We start from the raw sequence: 19,671 nt of genomic DNA on the forward strand, positions 1-19,671 counted from the left end.
GGAGAATTTACTCCGCCTGCTTTTTCTTAGCCGCGCGCTTCGCTTTGGTGGCGGCCGCTATTTTCTGTGTCTTCGCGGAAGGTTTCTTCGCGGCACGGGCTTCTTTCTTTGCCGCCTTCGGCTTCTGCTTCTTCTCGCCGCGGAACGCGCTGTCCGGCTCGAAGTTCACCTTCTTACCGGCCTGACGGCGCTTGCCGCTCGTTTTGCCGTTTCCGCCTTTTTTCGCTCTTTCGCGCTCGGTTTTACCGACGTTACGCGGCGCGCGCTCGCTGGAGATCAGGCTGAAGTCGATTTTACGGTCGTCCATATTCACGGCCTCAACCTTCACTTCCACACGGTCGCCCAGACGATAGGTCTGGCCGCCAGATTCGCCGATCAGACGCTGGCCGACCTGGTCGAAGCGGTAGTAGTCGTTATCCAGGCTGGAGACGTGCACCAGACCGTCGATAAACAGCTCGTCCAGACGAACGAAGAAGCCAAAGCCGGTCACGCTGGCAATCACGCCTTTGAAGACGTTACCGACCTGGTCCAGCATAAAGTCACACTTCAGCCAGTCCGCCACGTCGCGGGTAGCTTCATCGGCACGGCGTTCGGTCATGGAGCAGTGCTGACCCAGCTGCAGCATCTCTTCCATCGAATAGTGGTAGCCACCGGTTTCGGTGGTGTTCCCTTTATGGCCCTGCTCCTGCGCCAGCAGATACTTGATCGCACGGTGCAGCGAAAGGTCAGGGTAACGACGGATCGGCGACGTAAAGTGGGCGTAAGACTGCAGCGCCAGGCCGAAGTGACCGCGGTTTTCCGGATCGTAAATCGCCTGCTTCATCGAGCGCAGCAGCATTGTCTGTAGCATTTCTGCATCAGGACGATCGCTAATGGATTCCAGCAGCTCGGCGTAATCGCGCGGCTCTGGCTTATTGCCGCCCGGGAGCTCCAGGCCCAGTTCAGCCAGCACGGAGCGGAACGCGGTGATGGCTTCCGTCGACGGTTTATCGTGAATACGAAACAGCGCAGGCTCTTTGGCTTTCTCAACGAAGCGTGCCGCCGAGATGTTCGCCAGGATCATACACTCTTCAATCAGCTTGTGCGCATCGTTACGCTGAGTCTGCTCGATGCGCTCAATGCGGCGCTCGGCGTTGAAGATAAATTTCGCCTCTTCGCTCTCAAAGGAGATCCCGCCGCGCTCTTCGCGCGCCTGATCCAGCGTTTTGTAGAGGTTATGCAGCTCTTCGATGTGTTTGACCAGCGGCGCGTACTGTTCGCGCAGATCCTGGTCGCCCTGCAGCATATGCCAGACCTTGGTGTAGGTCAGACGCGCGTGCGAGCTCATCACCGCTTCGTAGAATTTATAGCCAGTTAAGCGCCCTTTGTTGGAGATGGTCATCTCGCAAACCATACAGAGGCGGTCAACCTGCGGGTTCAGGGAACACAGGCCGTTAGACAGCACTTCCGGCAGCATCGGTACAACCTGCGACGGGAAGTAGACCGACGTACCACGGCTGCGCGCTTCGTTATCCAGCGGAGTATGCGGACGAACGTAGTAGCTTACGTCTGCAATCGCTACCCACAGACGCCAGCCGCCGCCGCGTTTTTTCTCGCAGTAGACGGCGTCATCGAAGTCACGGGCGTCTTCACCGTCGATCGTAACCAGCGGCAGGGAGCGGAGATCCACGCGGCCCACTTTGGATTCTTCCGGCACTTCTTCACGCAGGCTTTCGATCTGCTCTTCAACCGCTTTCGGCCAGATGTATGGAATTTCGTGGGTGCGCAGCGCCATATCAACGGCCATGCCGGTGCCCATATTATCGCCCAGCACTTCGACGATTTTACCTACCGCTTTGGTGCGACGGGTTGGGCGCTGGGTGAGTTCCACCACCACCACAAAGCCCATGCGGGCGCCCATCACCTCTTCAGGTGGGATCAGGATGTCGAAGCTCAGACGGCTGTCGTCCGGCACCACGAACCCCACGCCCGCGTCGGTAAAGTAGCGGCCGACAATCTGGCTAGTTTTTGGCACCAGGACGCGCACGACGCGCGCTTCTCGGCGACCTTTACGGTCAGCGCCCAGCGGCTGCGCCAGAATTTGGTCACCGTGGATGCACATTTTCATCTGTTCAGATGAGAGATACAGATCGTCTTTACGGCCTTCCACGCGCAGGAAGCCGAAGCCATCGCGGTGACCAATGACGGTCCCTTTCAGCAGATCGAGGCGTTCTGGCAGCGCGTAGCACTGGCGGCGGGTAAAGACCAGCTGCCCGTCACGCTCCATCGCGCGCAGGCGGCGGCGAAGGGCTTCAATTTGCTCTTCACCTTCAATGTTTAATTCAACAGCAAGTTCTTCACGATTGGCGGGTTTTTCGCGTTTTGTTAAGTGTTCAATGATGAACTCGCGGCTGGGGATAGGATTCGCGTATTTTTCGGCTTCGCGTTCCTGGAAAGGATCGTGTGACATGTCGGTTCCTCCGTTGTCAGCTCCGGTGGAAATTTTCTTCATTCCACCAGCAATAATTTATAAAGCGGTTGATTCTCTTCAACCAAATCGGCCAGCGTGTAGTTATCCAGTTCCTTGAGAAAACTTTGCACGGCCTTAGAAAGCGCCTTTTTCAGGCGGCAAGCGGGCGTGATGTGGCAGAACTCGCTGCTGCAGTTCACCAGAGACAGCGGCTCCAGTTCACGTACCACATCGCCAACACGAATACTCTGTGCCGGTTTACCGAGACGGATCCCACCATTCTTCCCGCGGACGGCAGCAACGTATCCGGCACGACTAAGTTGATTGATTATTTTGACCATATGATTACGGGATACGCCGTAGACCTCTGTGACTTCAGAGATACTGGTCATTTTCCCATCGGGTAACGACGCCATGTAGATCAGGGCGCGTAAGCCGTAATCGGTGAAACTTGTTAACTGCACATCAACCTCAGGAAAAAGGGAAATCGCGGACAAACCGCAGAGATATTCATTAATGATGATAAACCAGCCAGATAGTTAGCGGCTAATTTATTTGACAGACGGGGCGAAAAAGCGGAGATCCAGGAGCGGTCGCCGGATGGCGCTACGCTTATCCGGCCTACGGGTCTCCCCGCAGGCCAGCAGTCACGAAGATTATGCGTCGAACGGGTCGCGCAGGATCATCGTTTCAGTACGATCCGGGCCGGTAGAAATAATATCGATCGGCACTTCGGTCAGTTCTTCAATACGCTTGATGTAATCCAGCGCCGCCTGCGGCAGGCCGCTACGCTCTTTCACACCGAAAGTGGTCTCAGACCAGCCCGGCATGGTTTCGTAGATTGGCTCAATGCCTTCCCAGTCGTCAGCAGCCAGCGGCGTGGTGGTCACTTCGCGACCATCAGGCATACGGTAGCCTACGCAGATTTTCACTTCTTTCAGGCCGTCCAGTACGTCCAGCTTGGTCAGGCAGAAGCCAGACAGGGAGTTGATCTGCACTGCACGACGCACGGCAACCGCATCCAGCCAGCCGGTACGACGACGACGACCGGTGGTCGCGCCAAACTCGTTACCCTGCTTGCACAGGAACTCGCCGGTTTCATCAAACAGTTCGGTCGGGAATGGACCTGCACCCACGCGAGTGGAGTACGCTTTGATGATGCCCAGAACGTAATCCACATAACGTGGACCCAGGCCAGAGCCGGTCGCCACGCCACCCGCGGTGGTGTTGGAAGAGGTTACGTACGGATAGGTACCGTGGTCGATGTCCAGCAGCGTACCCTGCGCACCTTCGAACATGACGAAATCGCCACGCTTGCGCGCCTGGTCCAGCAGATCGGACACATCAACAACCATACCGGTCAGAATGTCTGCAATCGCCATGACGTCATCCAGCACTTTCTGGTAGTCAACAGCGTCAGCTTTGTAGAAGTTCACCAGCTGGAAGTTGTGATATTCCATCACTTCTTTCAGTTTTTCAGCGAAGGTTGCTTTGTCGAAGAGGTCGCCCACGCGCAGACCGCGACGAGCCACTTTATCTTCGTAAGCCGGACCGATACCACGACCGGTGGTGCCGATCGCTTTTGCACCGCGTGCTTTTTCACGCGCAACGTCCAGCGCCACGTGATAATCCAGGATCAGCGGGCAGGCTTCGGAGAGCAGCAGACGCTCACGAACAGGGATACCACGGTCTTCCAGACCTTTCATCTCTTTCATCAGCGCCGCTGGAGACAGCACAACGCCGTTACCGATGATGCTGGTGACGTTTTCGCGAAGAATGCCTGATGGAATAAGATGGAGGACGGTTTTTTCACCGTTGATTACGAGAGTATGGCCTGCGTTGTGACCGCCCTGGTAGCGCACAACATATTTAGCCCGTTCAGTCAGAAGATCAACAATCTTCCCTTTACCTTCGTCACCCCATTGGGTGCCCAGTACGACGACGTTGTTACCCATTTTTTTCAAAATCACCGTTTGCTTAAAAATGGATTCTACCATCGCTTTTTCAGATATACAGCACTTTTTGACCTCAGAATATCCCAAATCCGACCACTTTTTGATCAGCCAATCGTTTTCCTCAACATGTAGTAGATCACGATGCCCGCAACCACAAGACCGCCGCCAAAACGACGTAAAATATTATCCGGCAGTTGGCTCATGGTGGCGATCATTCGACGCCAGGCGCGTGGATAGAGCATCGGTCCCAGACCTTCCAGCACCAGGACCAGGGCCAGCGCGAGCCAGATCGTTGAATTCATTTTTGTTCCTTATAAAAGAAAACCACCGCTCCGTGGGGAGCGGTGGTTTGAATACTCAAACGAGTCTGAGTTTATCGCGTTGCGTTAGTCGGCGTCTTCATATAACGGAAGAAATCACTGTCCGGGCTGAGCACCATCACGTCCTGGTTGCTCTGGAAGCTATTCTCGTAAGCACGCAGGCTACGGATAAAGGCATAGAAGTCAGGATCCTGACTGAAGGCATCGGCAAACAGCTTCGCCGCCTCGGCATCACCTTCACCACGCAGGATACGGCCCTGACGCTCAGATTCCGCCAGCGTTTTGGCCACTTCGTAGTCCGCAGCAGCACGCAGCTTCTCCGCCTCTTCCTGGCCCTGTGAACGGTGACGACGGGCGACCGCTTCACGCTCGGCGCGCATACGGTTGTAAATCGCCTCGGACACTTCCACCGGCAGGTTGATCTGCTTGATACGCACGTCTACCACTTCAATACCCAGCGCAGCCATACTGTTCGGGTTGATCACCGGCACTTTACCGTTGGTTTCAGCCTGAACGCGCTCAGCCGCTTTGGCAATCGCATCATCTGCTGCTGGCGTTGAAACTTCATCTTCCGTGCCCGCTGTGCCGGAGTTCAGCGCATCGCGAACTTCCAGGGTCAGACGGCCACGGGAATCGGTCACGATGTCTTTCACATCCAGACGACCAATCTCAGAACGCAGACGGTCAGAGAACTTACGTTTCAGCAGCACTTCTGCCTGAGAAACGTCACCGCCGCCCGTTGCCAGGAAGTAACGGCTGAAATCGCTGATGCGCCATTTGATATAGGAATCAACGATCAGGTCTTTCTTCTCTTTAGTCACGAAACGGTCGGCCTGGTTATCCATGGTCTGGATACGCGCATCAAGCGTTTTCACTGACTGAATGAACGGCACCTTGAAGTGCAGACCCGGCTCGTAGATCACCGGGCGTTTGTCGCCATCACGCACGACGCTGCTGAACTGGAACTTGATCCCACGCTCGCCCTCTTTCACCACAAAGATCGAGGTATAAAGCACGACCAGTACGATGACGATGATCGCAATAACTGACTTACGCATCCTTATTCCCCCTGACGCTGGTAGTCGTTACGCTGCGCGTTAGCACGGCGTTGGTCCATAATGTCACCATCGCTCGAAGAAGACGTGGTTGTTGCGCTTGTGCTACTGGATGACGCAGGTGGCAGACGCAGCAGGTTGTTCGCACCGCTGTTGTCTTTTGCTGCCGATGCAGAACTGCCTTTCAGCATCTGATCCAGCGGCAGCACCATCAGGTTTCCGCCTTTACTGTCGTTAACCAACACTTTGCGGGTGTGGCTCAGCACTTTTTCCATGGTCTCAATATAGAGACGCTCACGGGTAATTTCCGGCGCCGCTTTATATTCCGGCAGGATCTTCGCGAAGCGAGCGACCTCACCCTGTGCTTCCAGGATGGTCTGCGTCTTATACGCACGCGCTTCTTCCAGAATACGCTGCGCCTGACCGTTAGCACGTGGCTGAACTTCGTTGGTGTAGGCTTCTGCTTCACGGATGTACTGCTGTTCGTTTTCACGTGCAGCAATCGCATCGTCAAAGGCCGCTTTCACCTCTTCCGGCGGACGTGCAGCCTGGAAGTTGACGTCCAGCAGGGTAATCCCCATGTTGTATGGACGAATGGTCTCTTCCAGCTCACGCTGGGTATCGCTACGGATAACGGTACGACCTTCGGTCAGGATACGGTCCATGGTGTATTTACCGATCACCCCGCGCAGGGCGCTGTCGGTCGCCTGACGCAGGCTGTCATCGGCGCTGGTCACGCTAAACAGATAACGCTCAGGATCGGTCACGCGGTACTGCACGTTCATCTCAACGCGCACCACGTTTTCATCAGACGTCAGCATCACACCAGACGCCGCCAGTTCACGGACCGATTCCACGTTGACCGCGGTCACGTCGTCAATGAAGGTCGGTTTCCAGTTCAGGCCCGGCTCAACCAGATGGCTGAACTTACCAAAACGCGTAACGACACCGCGTTCCGCTTCTTTAATGGTGTAGAACCCGGTAGCAGCCCAGATGATTACCACTGCAGCGGCAACAATACCGACTACGCGGCCACCCATTTGCGGGCGCGGCCCCTGGGTGGAATTTCCACCTGAGCCAGAACCTTTACCTCCGCCAAGACCACCAAGCTTCTTGCTCAGCTTGCGGAAGATATCATCCAGATCCGGCGGCCCCTGCTCGCGACCACCTTTGTTGCCATTTCCCCCAGAGTTGCCGCCTTGATTATTGCTGCTTCCCCACGGGTCGCGGTCCTGTCCGTTATTACCGGGCTGATTCCACGCCATGTATATGCTCCATATTTGTTATGCAAGGGCGAATTATTCAGGCATCCCCTTTCTGATCAGACGATATAGTCGACCAGCGCAGGTTCTTGTTTACAGAGGCGACGCCAGTCAACGATCGGCATACGCACCTGCATCCCCACGCTGCCGTCATCCTCCATCCACTCTTTTTCTATCGCCTGAAGCTGATAAAACCGGCTGCGCAGCCTGCCTTCCTGTGGCGGCAGTCGCAGCGTGTGCTGAGCTACCTCACCGGAAAGACGTTCTGTCAAAGCCTGGAAAAGCAGTGGCACACCAAGACCGGTCTGGGCAGAAAGCCAGACCCGAATCGGTTTGTTCTCTTCATCTCTGTCGATACGCGGTTCGAAATCGTCCAGCATATCGATCTTGTTCATCACCAACAGCGTTGGGATTTCGTGGGCGTCGATCTCTTCGAGCACCACGTTCACCGCGTCGATGTTCTCCTGCACGCGCACGTCTGCCGCATCAATCACGTGCAGCAGCAGGGTCGCCTGTCGCGTCTCCTGCAGGGTGGCCTTGAACGCCGCCACCAGGTCATGCGGCAGGTGACGGATAAACCCTACGGTATCCGCCAGCACCGTTTCACCGACGTCTGCAACGTCAATACGGCGCAGCGTCGGGTCCAGGGTCGCAAACAGCTGGTCTGCGGCATAAACCTGGGCCTCGGTTATCTGGTTAAACAGGGTGGATTTACCGGCGTTGGTATACCCCACCAGCGACACCGTCGGGATGTCGGCTTTGGTTCGTGCCCGACGCCCCTGCTCACGCTGTTTCTCGACCCTTTCCAGACGTGAGAGGATCTGGGTAATTCGGCCACGCAGCAAACGACGGTCGGTTTCGAGCTGGGTTTCACCCGGGCCGCGCAAACCAATCCCGCCTTTTTGTCTTTCAAGGTGGGTCCAGCCACGCACCAGACGCGTTGCCAGATGACGCAGCTGCGCCAGCTCAACCTGCAGTTTCCCTTCGTGGGTACGTGCACGCTGAGCAAAAATGTCTAAAATCAATCCCGTGCGATCGATAACACGGCATTCGCAGAGAGCTTCCAGGTTGCGCTCCTGGGCTGGAGACAGCGCATGATCAAACAACACGACTGACGCGCCGGTTGCTTTTACGGCATCCGCAATTTCGACTGCTTTACCTTCACCAACAAAATACTTTGGGTGCGGCGCTTTACGGCTACCGGTAATCACCTGCATTGCTTCGACACCGGCGGAAGAGACCAGAGATTCAAACTCCTGGAGGTCTTCCATATCTTTGTCTTGCGAAAAATAGATGTGTACCAGCACCGCCTGCTCACCGGCATCATAACGGTCAAACAAGCGTAAACCTCTCTAAAAAGATCAGCGGGGAACGCAGGATCCCTGGCTCCCCGTGTGGATAACAGTGCGAAACCTTATTCGGTCTCGTCGCTGTCCTGCGCTGGCGTTGAAGAACCCTGCGCGTTGCTGCCATGATGGTAGTTACTACCTGTGCCGCCGCCAGCGTTATTGCTGTGATGAGATACCGGACGGGACGGAACAACAGTAGAAATAGCGTGCTTATAGACCATCTGACTGACCGTGTTTTTCAACAGAATCACGAACTGATCGAAAGACTCAATCTGACCTTGCAGCTTAATACCATTCACCAAATAAATAGAAACTGGAACACGTTCCCGACGCAATGCGTTCAGGAACGGATCTTGTAAAGATTGCCCCTTAGCCATTCTATCTTTTCCTTATATGCTTGTTTTGTACTTAGAACCTTGCGATTCTGAAAAATTGCGCACGATACGCCTCAATTGTACACATTCAGTGAGCGATATCACCAACAACCTCAATCACGTCGCTTAACGCCTGTTGTGGTTTTTCACTGTCTAACCAGTGAACCCCTTCCCAACCGCGCAGCCAGGTGATCTGGCGCTTCGCTAACTGTCTCGTGGCGCAAACACCTCGATAAACCATTTCATCGTATGAAATCTCACCTTCAAGGTACGACCACATCTGGCGGTATCCCACACAACGAATGGAAGGCATGTCCGTATGCAAATCTCCACGGGCAAATAGCGCCCGCACTTCTGCTTCAAAATCTGAAGCTAACATCTGATGAAAACGCTGCTCAATTCGCTGATGGAGCAGTTCACGGCTCGCCGGGGCGATGGCGAACTGATGCACCTGATACGGCAGAGCGTCTCCTGACGTTTGCGTCAGTTCCGTTAAAGTTTTACCCGAAATGAAAAAAACTTCCAGTGCCCGGGAAAGCCTTTGCGGATCATTTGGATGGATCCGCGCTGCGGCAACCGGGTCAATCTCCGCCAGTTGCTGATGCAAAACGTCCCACCCCTGCTCTGCCGCCTGCTGCTCAATTTTCGCTCTTACTTCCGGGTCCGCGGATGGCAGAGGTGATAACCCCTCCAGCAGCGCCTTGAAGTAGAGCATGGTTCCGCCAACCAACAGCGGTATACGCCCCGCCGCCGTTATCTCGGCCATCTCGGCTAAGGCATCCCGGCGAAAATCCGCTGCGGAGTAAGCCTGAGCCGGATCGAGGATATCCAGCAAACGGTGCGGTGCCGCGCGCAGTTCTTCTGCGTCAGGCTTCGCCGTGCCGATGTCCATCCCTCGGTAGATGAGGGCGGAGTCGACGCTAATCAACTCTACAGGCAAAACTTTACGCAACTCAATGGCGAGCGCCGTTTTGCCGGAGGCCGTTGGGCCCATTAAAAAAATTGCCTTAGGCAGGCTCGCCTTACTTACGTCAATCATGTTTCAGGGCGTTCATCGCCGTTTTTAAATCAACAGGTTGTAATAACCCACCCGGCGGCGCTTTCACCAGATGCGGACAGAGGCGTTCCACCTCCGCCAGCACGCTGATGGCCTGTGCCATGCTCCACGGCGCGTGTTCGCTGGCCAGATGGCGGGCGATCCACTGCGCGGTGTTAGCGGCATCAAACGATGTTTGCTGCGCCAGGTAGCCTATCAGTTCAGGAATCAAGTTTTGTAAATTTTGTTGGCGTAAGGGTAAAGGCACTGCACGAATTGTCACATGTTGTGGTTCGAGCACAATTTCAATACCCATTTGCGCCAGCTGTGCTTCGGCACGCTGCAATACCCTTGTTTCATCAGGGGATATTTTCAGGCGAACCGGAATTAACAGCGGCTGCGCACAGGCGGCATTTTCGCCCGGCGTGAGCTGCACCTGTTTAAGCCAGCGTTCGGCAACCGGCAGTGCCAGAAGCTTCAATTTGCCGTCACGCTCCAGCAGTGCCATATCCGGCGCGATAATCGTCAGCACCCGGCCAAAACTCTGGCTATGGCCGTCCAGAGAAGGCTGAGGTGCCGGAATGGGTTCTTTACGCTCTACGGCTGGCGTCTCCAGCAGTTTGCGGTACAACGCGCCCTGCTGCTTTTGATAGCCAGGCTGGGCATTCGGGTAGTTGGCACCCGTTGGACGCGGCGCGGCCCCTGCGGAGGAAAAGCGCGGCGCTTCCGGTTCACGCGCAACGGCGGGCTCCGCAAAATGGTTGCGGCCCGCAGCGACACGGTTTTCAGGAATTGGGCGCGGCGCAGGTTCTGCGTGTTCCAGCGGCAACGGCGTTTCACCCTGCTGCTGCAGCACGCTCAGCACGCCCTGATAGATAAAATCATGCACCAGTCGCGACTGGTGGAACCGCACTTCATGCTTGGCAGGATGGACGTTCACATCCACCTGATGCGGGTCGATGACCAGATAAAGCACGAAAGCAGGCTGCTGATCGGCCCCGAGCTTGTCTTCGCAGGCCTGGCGAATGGCGTGATTGATGAGACGGTCGCGCATCATGCGGCCGTTGACGTAGCAATACTGGATCTCCGCAAACGCAGCGCTGCTCGCGTTCGGATCGGCTACCCAGCCGCGCAGCGCCAGATCGCCGTGCTGCCACTCAATGGCCAGCGCCTGTTCCAGAAACGGGGTCCCGCAAATGGCGCCCAGCCGACGCTCTTTCTGTCCACCTTCTGCCACCGCGCGATACTGGCGCATCACCTTGCCGTTGTGGCTGAGGTTGATGGTGACATCGAAACGCGCCAGTGCGATACGGCGGATGATCTCGTCGATGTGTCCGAATTCGGTCTTCTCGGTACGCATGAACTTGCGTCGGGCGGGGGTGTTGTAGAAGAGATCTAATACTTCAAGCGTCGTGCCGACAGGGTGCGCCGCGGGTTTGACCGTCACATCCATATCGCGCCCTTCGGCGTAAGCCTGCCAGGCTTCCTGCTGTTCGGCGGTACGGGAGGTCAGCGTTAAGCGCGAAACCGAGCTGATGCTCGCCAGCGCTTCACCGCGAAAGCCAAGGCTAATAATCGCTTCCAGGTCATCCAGAGAAGCTATTTTACTGGTGGCGTGACGCGCCAGCGCCAGCGCCAGCTCCTCTTTTTTTATGCCGCAGCCGTTGTCGCGAATGCGGATAAGCTTCGCGCCACCGCGCTCGATATCAATATCGATGCGGGTCGCGCCCGCATCGAGGCTGTTTTCCACCAGCTCCTTCACGACCGACGCAGGGCGTTCCACCACCTCACCGGCGGCGATTTGGTTCGCAAGCTGCGGCGGCAGAACCTGAATCGGCATGAATTCTCCTTAGTTCGTCGCGGTCATCTCACCCGGTAGCGCTGCGCTGGCCGTCTGGGCAGCGCCGCTCTGTGGCGCAGACTGCAGCGGATGGGCATCAAAGTATTTACGCAGACCGTTATAAATCGCTTCGGCAATTTGCTGCTGATAGCTGTCGCTTCCCAGCAGACGCTCTTCACCGTTGTTACTGATAAAGCCCGTCTCTACAAGGATGGACGGGATATCTGGCGAGCGCAGAACGCCGAGGCTGGCATGTTCAGGACGACGCTTATGCAGCACACCAATGCTTTGCAACTGGTTCAATACGTTAGTGGCCACATCATACCCGACGCGCTGAGAATGACCGAACTGTAAATCCAGCACCGCCTGGCTGAGATACGGGTCTGACTGGCTGTTTGCCAGCACATCGCCCGCGCCGCCTAGCAGTTCAGACTGCTTCTCATGCTCTTCCAGCCAGTTGGCCATTTCGCTGTTGGCGCGACGGTTCGAGAGTACCCATACCGAGGCGCCGGTCGCGTTACGGTTTGGCGCAGCATCCGCGTGGATGGAGACCAGGAAGTTCGCATTCTGCTTGCGCGCGACGTCCGAACGCCCCATTACCGAAATGAAGTAATCCCCGTCGCGGGTCAACACGCCTTTGAACGTAGGGTCGTCGTTGAGCAGTGCACGCAATTTGCGGGCAATGGCGATGGTGACATTTTTCTCTTGCGTCCCACCCGGGCCAATCGCCCCCGGGTCCTGTCCACCATGACCTGCATCAATGGCGATAATCACTTTGTCACCGCTGGTCGCAGCACGGCGCGTACTCACCGCCGGACGGGTCACCGTATTGCTGCTGGTTGCCGCAGTGATGCGATCGTTCTGCGATTTAAACGGATTACGCGCAGGTTCAGCAGGACGCGGCGTATACACCGGTTCTTCCACGCGTTTGGCAACGACAGGCGGCGGTGGAGGCGGTGGTGGGACATCGGCATTGATGGTAAAGACCACCGTATAGTTCGCCCCGTTTTGCTGCTTCACCGCCTTCGTTTTGCCCTTTTCGGTCAGATCGACCACCAGGCGTAACGACTGGCCATCCTGCGGCGTACCCGAACGGATACTTTTCACCAGGTTGTTGCCGCTGAACTGCAGCGGGAGTCCCTGGATCACACCTGTCTGCTTGATATCCAGCGCCACGCTGTGGCTGTCTGGCTGTGAAAACGCATACTCAGGATCGCCCATAAAGCTGAACGTGATCCGGGCCTGGCTTTCGCCGTTCGAGACCTGAATATCTGAAAGATTTGCCGCCCCGGCCTGCGCGCACAGCAGCACGGTGGCAGCCAACAACCAACCTTTAACGCGATTTATCATCCCGTCATCCCTACGCTTAACCGGCCAGACGCGCCAGTAAGGAACTGCCTGATGAGGAAACAGCACTGATGCGTGCCTCACGCCCTTGAGCCTGGTAATCTAAGTGAATTTCGACATCCGGGTCAGGCAGCACACCCGCACCTTGTTGCGGCCACTCCACCAGGCAAATGGCGTCGTTGGCAAAATAATCACGGATCCCCATAAATTCCAGCTCCTCAGGATCCGCAAGGCGGTATAAATCGAAGTGGTACACCATGAGATTTTCAAGGGTGTACGGTTCTACCAGCGTGTAGGTTGGGCTTTTCACATTCCCGTTATGCCCTAACGCCTGCAAAAAACCCCGGCTGAAGGTGGTTTTACCCGCCCCTAAATCACCATACAGATAAATGACGGTTGCCCCCTGACAGGCCTGCGCCACGCGCTTGCCGAGATCTAAAGTGGCTTGTTCATCAGGTAAAGGAATCGCTCGATTAGTCATTTTCTACGTCAATCACATCCGGGTTAACTACACGCCGCAGCGTGCAAAAGAGATCGGTGGCCAGCATACCGCGCGTACCGTAACGCGCAGCCAGTTTATCTGCCGCAACGCCGTGGGCCACGCAGCCCGCACAGGCTGCATCATAAAGGGGAAGTTTCTGTCCAAGCAATGCGCCAATAATACCGGAAAGCACATCGCCCATGCCGCCGCTCGCCATGCCCGCATTTCCGGCATCAATAACGCCCTGCGTCTCGTCACTGGCAACAACGGTTCCTGCCCCTTTTAAAACGGCAACACCTCCGTAACGTTTTACCAGACGCTGAGCAGAAAGTAAGCGATCGCTTTCAATTTCTGCCACGCTGCAGTTAAGCAGCCGCGCGGCTTCGCCGGGGTGTGGCGTCAGAATGCGATTGTGACGCTTATCCGGGTTTATTGCCAGAAGGTTAAGCGCGTCGGCATCCCACAGCATCGGTTTGCGAAAATTCTCGACCTTTTGCAGGGCCTGTTTACCCCACACTTGCTGCCCAAGCCCGGGACCGATCACCACCACGTCCGCCCATTCGAGGCTTTCCTCCAGCGTCTGGAGCGTAAGCTCATGGACCATCAGCTCTGGTCGGGCCGTGACGATCGGCGCAATATTCTCAATGCGAGTGAGCACTCGCACTAATCCGGCGCCGCTGCGCAGGGCAGCTTCACCGGTCATGCGAATCGCACCCGCCGTACCGTGGTCACCGCCCACAATCACCAGCCTGCCGTGATCGCCCTTATGTGACGTTGGTCGTCGCGGCGGGAGCCACGCTGCAAGCTGCGACGCATCATAACGCGCGAGGTGCGTTTCCTGCCCGGCCAGCCAGCTCTCCAGCCCCAGCGCACTGTGGTGCAACACGCCAACGACATCCCGCGCTTTGCCGGTCAGTAATCCTGGCTTCAGGGCGATAAAGGTTACCGTATGTGCCGCCTGAATCACCGCCCCCGGCGTCGCGCCGGTTTGTGCAATCAGGCCAGAGGGAATATCCAGGGCGACTACCGGCGCGGAATGTCTGTTAGCGTGTTCAATGAGTGCGGCAACGTTTTCGCGCGGCGCGCTGCGCAGCCCGGTGCCCAGCAGCCCGTCAACAATCAGATCAACATCCTCTGGCCAGACGATATCAGGCGCATGAATCACACCGCCGGCGTTCAGCCATGTCTCCCGCGCCGCGCTGGCCTCTTCCGGCAGCGGTTTATCACTTTCGAGAGCCAGCAAGGTCACGCGGATACCCGCAGCCACCGCGAGACGGGCGACGACGTAGCCGTCACCGCCGTTGTTGCCGTGCCCGCACAGAATCAGCCAGTGGGCGGCCTGCGGCCAGGCGCTACGGGCAACGTCAAACGCTGCCTCACCCGCGCGGAGCATCAGTTCATACAGGGTAATCCCGAGGCTGTCTGCAGCCTCTTTTTCGGCGCGCCGGAGGTCATCCGCATGCCAGATGGAATGTGGTATACTTGCGGGGTTTTTCTTCACCGTATGGTCCGTCATGTCACAGCCCCTCGATCTCAATGAATTAGCGCAAAAAATCAAACAGTGGGGTGCTGAGCTTGGCTTCCAGAAGGTAGGCATTACCGATACCGACCTCTCCGCCAGCGAGCCCAAACTGCAGGCCTGGCTGGACAAACAATACCACGGCGAAATGGAGTGGATGGCACGTCATGGCATGATGCGCGCCCGTCCACACGAGCTTTTGCCGGGCACATTACGCGTCATCAGCGTGCGCATGAACTACCTGCCCGCCAACGCGGCCTTTGCGCGCACGCTCAAAGACCCCTCGCTGGGTTACGTTAGCCGGTACGCCCTCGGTCGTGATTACCATAAGCTTCTGCGTAACCGTTTAAAAAAACTCGGGGAAACTATTCAACAGCACTGTGTTTCGCTGAATTTTAGACCCTTTGTCGATTCCGCGCCTATTCTTGAGCGTCCGATCGCCGAAAAAGCCGGGCTTGGCTGGACAGGTAAGCACTCACTTATTCTTAGCCGCGACGCCGGATCGTTCTTCTTCCTCGGTGAACTGCTGATTGATTTACCGCTGCCGGTAGACGGCCCGGTAGAGGAAGGCTGTGGCCGCTGCGTGGCCTGTATGACCATCTGCCCCACCGGCGCCATCGTCGAGCCTTACACCGTTGATGCGCGCCGCTGTATCTCCTACCTCACGATCGAACTGGAAGGCGCCATTCCGGAGGAGTTCCGACCGCTTATCGGCAACCGCATCTACGGCTGCGACGATTGCCAGCTCATCTGCCCGTGGAACCGCTATTCACAGCTCACCGACGAAGAGGATTTCAGCCCGCGCAAGGCGCTCCATGCCCCGCCGCTCGCTGAACTGTTCGCCTGGACCGAAGCCTGGTTCCTGAAAGTGACGGAGGGTTCGGCCATTCGCCGTATCGGCCATCTGCGCTGGCTGCGAAATGTGGCCGTCGCGCTGGGGAATGCCCCGTGGGATGAAGCGAATATTCGGGCGCTTGAAAGCCGTAGAGGTGAGCACCCACTTCTTGATGAACACATAGAATGGGCGATTGCGCAGCAAGTTGAGAAACGTAATGCCTGTGTGGTCGAGGTGCAGCTACCGAAGAAACAGCGTCTGGTGAGGGTGATTGAAAAAGGGCTTCCGCGGGATGCCTGAACTATTCACAGCCTGTGAATAAAATTACAAACTCAAGCGCCATCTGGGCTGGAGAAGAGTTCAAGTGATCTCAATAACATTTTGAAATCAAATTTTATGATGTAAATACAATATGTTATGAAAATATTATTCACCCTGCTAAGTTTTAACCCTGTTTCGGTTAAGCGCAGTTTCTGTGGATAACTCTGTTCACAAGAGTATTTCAGAGAAAACAGAAAACGTCCCCAGCGATTCTTTTCGCTGTGGATATTTTAGAGATGAATAAGAATTTGGAGCGGGAAACGAGACTCGAACTCGCGACCCCGACCTTGGCAAGGTCGTGCTCTACCAACTGAGCTATTCCCGCTTGGGTGGTCCGTGCTGTGGAAGCACTTTCAAATTTTGGAGCGGGAAACGAGACTCGAACTCGCGACCCCGACCTTGGCAAGGTCGTGCTCTACCAACTGAGCTATTCCCGCTTGGGCAGTCTGTGCTGTGAAAGCACTTTCAAATTTTGGAGCGGGAAACGAGACTCGAACTCGCGACCCCGACCTTGGCAAGGTCGTGCTCTACCAACTGAGCTATTCCCGCAAATCTGCACTGCTTTTGTTGCTGTCGTAACGTGTAATTCTCTGTCGTTACGGGAGGCGCATTATACGAGAAATCCTTTTAGCTGCAACCCCCCTTAAAGCGATTTTTTCGAAATTCAGTTCAAATGCTTATTTAATCGGCAAGCTGCACAATTTAACGACAAAAACCCGGCCACGCAAGGCGCCGGATCTCAAAATCACAGCTTAATAAAGTTTTCGCGGTAGTAAGAAAGCTCCGCCACGGACTCTCGGATATCGTCCATCGCCTGATGCGTCCCCTGCTTTTTAAAGCCGTCGAGAATTTCAGGCTTCCAGCGACGCGCCAGCTCTTTCAGCGTGCTGACATCCAGATAGCGGTAGTGGAAGTAAGACTCCAGCTCCGGCATGTACTTAAACAGGAAACGACGATCCTGGCCGATGCTATTCCCACAGATAGGTGATTTGCCCGCCGGAACCCACTGTTTCAGGAACTCAAGCGTCGCCAGCTCCGCCTCACGGTCACCCATCGTGCTCGCCTTCACGCGTTCCACCAGGCCACTGCCGGTGTGGGTACGCACGTTCCACTCGTCCATCAACGCCAGCTGGTCATCAGACTGATGCACCGCAATCGTAGGCCCTTCCGCCAGGACATTCAGGTTGGCGTCCGTCACCAGGGTCGCAATTTCAATGATGCGATCGCGCTCGGGATCCAGCCCGGTCATTTCGAGATCGATCCAAATCAGGTTGTTTTCATCCGCGCTCATGTTATTTTCCACCCTTCTCGCATAACCGGCAGTAGCAGGTTAACTAGTATTAATTAGAGTGTATCATAGAGGTTTTGCCCCCTACGGGCGACCAGGAGCCAGTGCGATTGAGTAAAAATAAACTCTCCAAAGGGCAGCAGCGCCGCGTGAACGCCAATCACCAGCGCCGTCTTAAAACCACTGCGGAGAAGGTCGATTACGACGACAACCTGTTTGGCGACCCAACGGAAGGCGTAGTCATCAGCCGTTTCGGTATGCACGCTGACGTGGAATCCGCCGATGGTGCGATTCACCGCTGCAACATCCGCCGGACCATTCGTTCTCTGGTGACCGGCGACCGCGTCGTCTGGCGACCGGGTAAAGAGGCGGCGGAAGGCGTAACGGTAAAAGGTATTGTTGAAGCGGTCCATGAGCGCACGTCCGTGTTAACCCGTCCCGATTTCTACGACGGGGTCAAACCGATTGCCGCCAACATTAACCAGATTGTTATCGTATCGGCGATTTTGCCCGAACTGTCGCTCAATATTATCGACCGATACCTCGTCGCCTGCGAAACGCTGCAGGTTGAACCGATCATCGTGCTGAACAAAATCGATCTGCTGGACGACGACGGAATGGCCTTCGTCAATGAGCAGATGGATATCTATCGCAAAATTGGCTATCGCGTCCTGATGGTCTCCAGCTACACCAAAGATGGCCTGAAACCGCTTGAAGAGGCACTGACCGACCGCATCAGCATCTTTGCGGGCCAGTCCGGCGTGGGTAAATCGAGCCTGCTGAACAACCTGCTTGGCCTTCAGCAAGAGATCCTCACCAACGATGTGTCTGACGTCTCGGGCCTGGGCCAGCACACCACCACCGCGTCACGCCTGTATCACTTCCCACATGGCGGCGACGTGATCGACTCCCCGGGCGTGCGAGAGTTCGGTTTATGGCACCTTGAGCCGGAACAAATCTTTAACGGATTTGTCGAATTCCATGATTATTTAGGCGCTTGCAAGTACCGCGACTGTAAACACGATAACGATCCAGGCTGCGCTATCCGTGAAGCGGTTGAGAAAGGCGAAATCGCGGAGACCCGCTTCGAGAATTATCACCGCATTCTTGAGAGCATGGATCAGGTAAAAACGCGTAAAAACTTTTCTGATTCTGATAACTGACAACTAAGCTAAGCATCGCTAAAATCGTCCCCTTTTTTCAGGTTCCGGTGGCTTACCGCCGGATCAGGAACGACAAAACAATGGCCTGGAGGCTACCTTGTTAAACGCATTTAAACTTTCGCTTCAATACATTCTGCCAAAACTGTGGCTCACTCGCCTGGCGGGCTGGGGCGCGAGCAAACGCGCAGGCTGGCTGACCAAACTGGTCATCGACCTTTTCGTAAAATATTACAAGGTCGACATGAAAGAGGCGCAGAAGCCGGATACCGCCAGCTACCGCACCTTCAACGAATTCTTCGTGCGCCCGCTGCGTGACGACGTGCGCCCGGTGAACACCGACCCTAACGTCCTGGTGATGCCGGCAGACGGCGTGATCAGCCAGTTGGGTAACATCGAAGACGACAAAATTCTGCAGGCGAAGGGCCATAACTACAGCCTGGAAGCGCTGCTGGCGGGTAACTACCTGATGGCGGATCTGTTCCGCAACGGTACCTTTGCCACCACCTATCTGTCACCGCGCGACTACCACCGCGTGCACATGCCGTGTAACGGCATCCTGCGTGAAATGATTTACGTCCCGGGCGATCTGTTCTCCGTGAACCACCTGACCGCGCAGAACGTGCCAAACCTGTTTGCCCGTAACGAGCGCGTCATCTGCCTGTTCGATACTGAATTTGGCCCTATGGCCCAGATTCTGGTCGGTGCGACCATCGTCGGCAGCATCGAAACCGTCTGGGCAGGCACCATCACCCCGCCGCGCGAAGGCGTGATCAAACGCTGGACCTGGCCTGCCGGTGAAGCGGAAGGTTCCGTGGCCCTGCTCAAAGGTCAGGAGATGGGCCGCTTTAAGCTGGGCTCCACCGTGATCAACCTGTTTGCGCCGGGCAAAGTGAAGCTGGCTGAACAGCTTGAAAGCCTGTCGGTGACAAAGCTGGGCCAGCCGCTGGCGGTCTCTACCGAAACCTTCGTGACGCCAGATGCAGAGCCTGCTCCGCTGTCACAGGAAGAGATCCAGGCCGAGCACGACGCCAGCCCGCTGGTTGACGACAAAAAAGACGAAGGCTAACAACAGAAGGA

Annotated in this window: 17 protein-coding genes and 3 tRNA genes; 3 read left to right on the plus strand and 17 right to left on the minus strand. The window is 56.1% G+C overall.

Annotated features, from left to right (window positions below):
* Positions 1-7 precede the first annotated feature (7 nt).
* The 13 genes from rnr to nnr form a co-directional block, all read right to left on the minus strand.
* On the minus strand, positions 8-2,449 hold the full coding sequence (rnr, locus tag FHC48_RS17700) for a ribonuclease R (RefSeq protein ID WP_008502912.1): 2,442 nt from the start codon (positions 2,447-2,449) through the stop codon (positions 8-10).
* 38 nt (positions 2,450-2,487) lie between these two features.
* The gene (gene nsrR / locus FHC48_RS17705) at positions 2,488-2,913 is read right to left on the minus strand and encodes a nitric oxide-sensing transcriptional repressor NsrR (protein ID WP_023293453.1); all 426 of its coding nucleotides are present in this window, start codon (positions 2,911-2,913) and stop codon (positions 2,488-2,490) included.
* A gap of 192 nt (positions 2,914-3,105) precedes the next feature.
* On the minus strand, positions 3,106-4,404 hold the full coding sequence (locus FHC48_RS17710) for an adenylosuccinate synthase (protein WP_006178975.1): 1,299 nt from the start codon (positions 4,402-4,404) through the stop codon (positions 3,106-3,108).
* A 104-nt stretch (positions 4,405-4,508) separates the two neighbouring features.
* A complete protein-coding gene (locus tag FHC48_RS17715; RefSeq protein ID WP_003855996.1) occupies positions 4,509-4,706 on the minus strand; it encodes a DUF2065 domain-containing protein in 198 nt (65 codons plus the stop codon).
* Between the two features lie 71 nt (positions 4,707-4,777).
* Positions 4,778-5,782, minus strand: a complete 1,005-nt coding sequence (gene hflC, locus FHC48_RS17720; RefSeq protein WP_008502916.1) for a protease modulator HflC — start codon at positions 5,780-5,782, stop codon at positions 4,778-4,780.
* Between the two features lie 2 nt (positions 5,783-5,784).
* Positions 5,785-7,044: an FtsH protease activity modulator HflK gene (gene hflK / locus FHC48_RS17725; protein ID WP_059365142.1), complete on the minus strand. Its 1,260-nt coding sequence runs from the start codon at positions 7,042-7,044 to the stop codon at positions 5,785-5,787.
* Between the two features lie 56 nt (positions 7,045-7,100).
* A complete protein-coding gene (gene hflX / locus FHC48_RS17730; RefSeq protein WP_008502918.1) occupies positions 7,101-8,381 on the minus strand; it encodes a ribosome rescue GTPase HflX in 1,281 nt (426 codons plus the stop codon).
* Between the two features lie 74 nt (positions 8,382-8,455).
* The gene (gene hfq / locus FHC48_RS17735; RefSeq protein WP_008502919.1) at positions 8,456-8,767 is read right to left on the minus strand and encodes an RNA chaperone Hfq; all 312 of its coding nucleotides are present in this window, start codon (positions 8,765-8,767) and stop codon (positions 8,456-8,458) included.
* A gap of 85 nt (positions 8,768-8,852) precedes the next feature.
* Entirely contained in the window at positions 8,853-9,803 is a 951-nt protein-coding gene (gene miaA, locus FHC48_RS17740; protein WP_008502920.1) for a tRNA (adenosine(37)-N6)-dimethylallyltransferase MiaA, read from the minus strand.
* Positions 9,796-11,640: a DNA mismatch repair endonuclease MutL gene (gene mutL, locus FHC48_RS17745; RefSeq protein WP_059365141.1), complete on the minus strand. Its 1,845-nt coding sequence runs from the start codon at positions 11,638-11,640 to the stop codon at positions 9,796-9,798. Before mutL ends, miaA begins: the two co-directional genes overlap by 8 nt.
* Before the next feature lie 9 nt (positions 11,641-11,649).
* Positions 11,650-12,990 carry an N-acetylmuramoyl-L-alanine amidase AmiB gene (amiB, locus tag FHC48_RS17750; protein WP_059365140.1) on the minus strand — a complete coding sequence of 447 codons (1,341 nt, stop codon included), beginning with the start codon at positions 12,988-12,990 and terminating at the stop codon, positions 11,650-11,652.
* A gap of 16 nt (positions 12,991-13,006) precedes the next feature.
* Positions 13,007-13,468, minus strand: coding sequence for a tRNA (adenosine(37)-N6)-threonylcarbamoyltransferase complex ATPase subunit type 1 TsaE (tsaE, locus tag FHC48_RS17755; RefSeq protein ID WP_008502923.1), 462 nt, complete (start codon positions 13,466-13,468; stop codon positions 13,007-13,009).
* Positions 13,461-14,984 carry a bifunctional ADP-dependent NAD(P)H-hydrate dehydratase/NAD(P)H-hydrate epimerase gene (gene nnr, locus FHC48_RS17760; RefSeq protein ID WP_059365139.1) on the minus strand — a complete coding sequence of 508 codons (1,524 nt, stop codon included), beginning with the start codon at positions 14,982-14,984 and terminating at the stop codon, positions 13,461-13,463. The genes tsaE and nnr overlap by 8 nt, the downstream gene beginning before the upstream one ends.
* Between nnr and queG the strand changes: the two genes are divergently transcribed.
* Positions 14,983-16,122 carry a tRNA epoxyqueuosine(34) reductase QueG gene (queG, locus tag FHC48_RS17765; protein WP_023345299.1) on the plus strand — a complete coding sequence of 380 codons (1,140 nt, stop codon included), beginning with the start codon at positions 14,983-14,985 and terminating at the stop codon, positions 16,120-16,122. The two genes, nnr and queG, sit on opposite strands and share 2 nt — an antisense overlap.
* Before the next feature lie 270 nt (positions 16,123-16,392).
* Here queG and FHC48_RS17770 read toward each other — a convergent pair.
* The 4 genes from FHC48_RS17770 to orn form a co-directional block, all read right to left on the minus strand.
* Positions 16,393-16,468 (minus strand) — tRNA-Gly (locus FHC48_RS17770).
* A gap of 36 nt (positions 16,469-16,504) precedes the next feature.
* Positions 16,505-16,580: transfer RNA gene (locus tag FHC48_RS17775), tRNA-Gly, on the minus strand.
* 36 nt (positions 16,581-16,616) lie between these two features.
* A tRNA-Gly gene (locus tag FHC48_RS17780) sits at positions 16,617-16,692 on the minus strand.
* Positions 16,693-16,888: 196 nt separating this feature from the next.
* Positions 16,889-17,434 carry an oligoribonuclease gene (gene orn / locus FHC48_RS17785; RefSeq protein ID WP_059360840.1) on the minus strand — a complete coding sequence of 182 codons (546 nt, stop codon included), beginning with the start codon at positions 17,432-17,434 and terminating at the stop codon, positions 16,889-16,891.
* Positions 17,435-17,541: 107 nt separating this feature from the next.
* Here orn and rsgA point away from each other — a divergent pair, with 107 nt between their 5' ends.
* Both rsgA and asd read left to right on the plus strand, forming a co-directional pair.
* Complete coding sequence (gene rsgA, locus FHC48_RS17790; protein WP_008502927.1) at positions 17,542-18,594, plus strand: small ribosomal subunit biogenesis GTPase RsgA; 1,053 nt, start codon at positions 17,542-17,544, stop codon at positions 18,592-18,594.
* Between the two features lie 97 nt (positions 18,595-18,691).
* Complete coding sequence (gene asd / locus FHC48_RS17795) at positions 18,692-19,660, plus strand: archaetidylserine decarboxylase (RefSeq protein ID WP_023326546.1); 969 nt, start codon at positions 18,692-18,694, stop codon at positions 19,658-19,660.
* Positions 19,661-19,671: the final 11 nt, after the last annotated feature.

The sequence above is a fragment of the Enterobacter sp. EC_50 genome (assembly GCF_019584525.1).
Taxonomy (GTDB): Bacteria; Pseudomonadota; Gammaproteobacteria; order Enterobacterales; family Enterobacteriaceae; genus Enterobacter; species Enterobacter roggenkampii.

Excerpts from the sequence above, each read along its gene's own strand:
- rnr (WP_008502912.1), bottom strand. The coding sequence starts at position 2,449 with ATGTCACACGATCCTTTCCAGGAACGCGAAGCCGAAAAATACGCGAAT.
- FHC48_RS17710 (WP_006178975.1), bottom strand. The coding sequence starts at position 4,404 with ATGGGTAACAACGTCGTCGTACTGGGCACCCAATGGGGTGACGAAGGT.
- FHC48_RS17715 (WP_003855996.1), bottom strand. The coding sequence starts at position 4,706 with ATGAATTCAACGATCTGGCTCGCGCTGGCCCTGGTCCTGGTGCTGGAA.
- hflC (WP_008502916.1), bottom strand. The coding sequence starts at position 5,782 with ATGCGTAAGTCAGTTATTGCGATCATCGTCATCGTACTGGTCGTGCTT.
- hflK (WP_059365142.1), bottom strand. The coding sequence starts at position 7,044 with ATGGCGTGGAATCAGCCCGGTAATAACGGACAGGACCGCGACCCGTGG.
- hfq (WP_008502919.1), bottom strand. The coding sequence starts at position 8,767 with ATGGCTAAGGGGCAATCTTTACAAGATCCGTTCCTGAACGCATTGCGT.
- miaA (WP_008502920.1), bottom strand. The coding sequence starts at position 9,803 with ATGATTGACGTAAGTAAGGCGAGCCTGCCTAAGGCAATTTTTTTAATG.
- mutL (WP_059365141.1), bottom strand. The coding sequence starts at position 11,640 with ATGCCGATTCAGGTTCTGCCGCCGCAGCTTGCGAACCAAATCGCCGCC.
- amiB (WP_059365140.1), bottom strand. The coding sequence starts at position 12,990 with ATGATAAATCGCGTTAAAGGTTGGTTGTTGGCTGCCACCGTGCTGCTG.
- tsaE (WP_008502923.1), bottom strand. The coding sequence starts at position 13,468 with ATGACTAATCGAGCGATTCCTTTACCTGATGAACAAGCCACTTTAGAT.
- queG (WP_023345299.1), top strand. The coding sequence starts at position 14,983 with ATGTCACAGCCCCTCGATCTCAATGAATTAGCGCAAAAAATCAAACAG.
- nnr (WP_059365139.1), bottom strand. The coding sequence starts at position 14,984 with ATGACGGACCATACGGTGAAGAAAAACCCCGCAAGTATACCACATTCC.
- orn (WP_059360840.1), bottom strand. The coding sequence starts at position 17,434 with ATGAGCGCGGATGAAAACAACCTGATTTGGATCGATCTCGAAATGACC.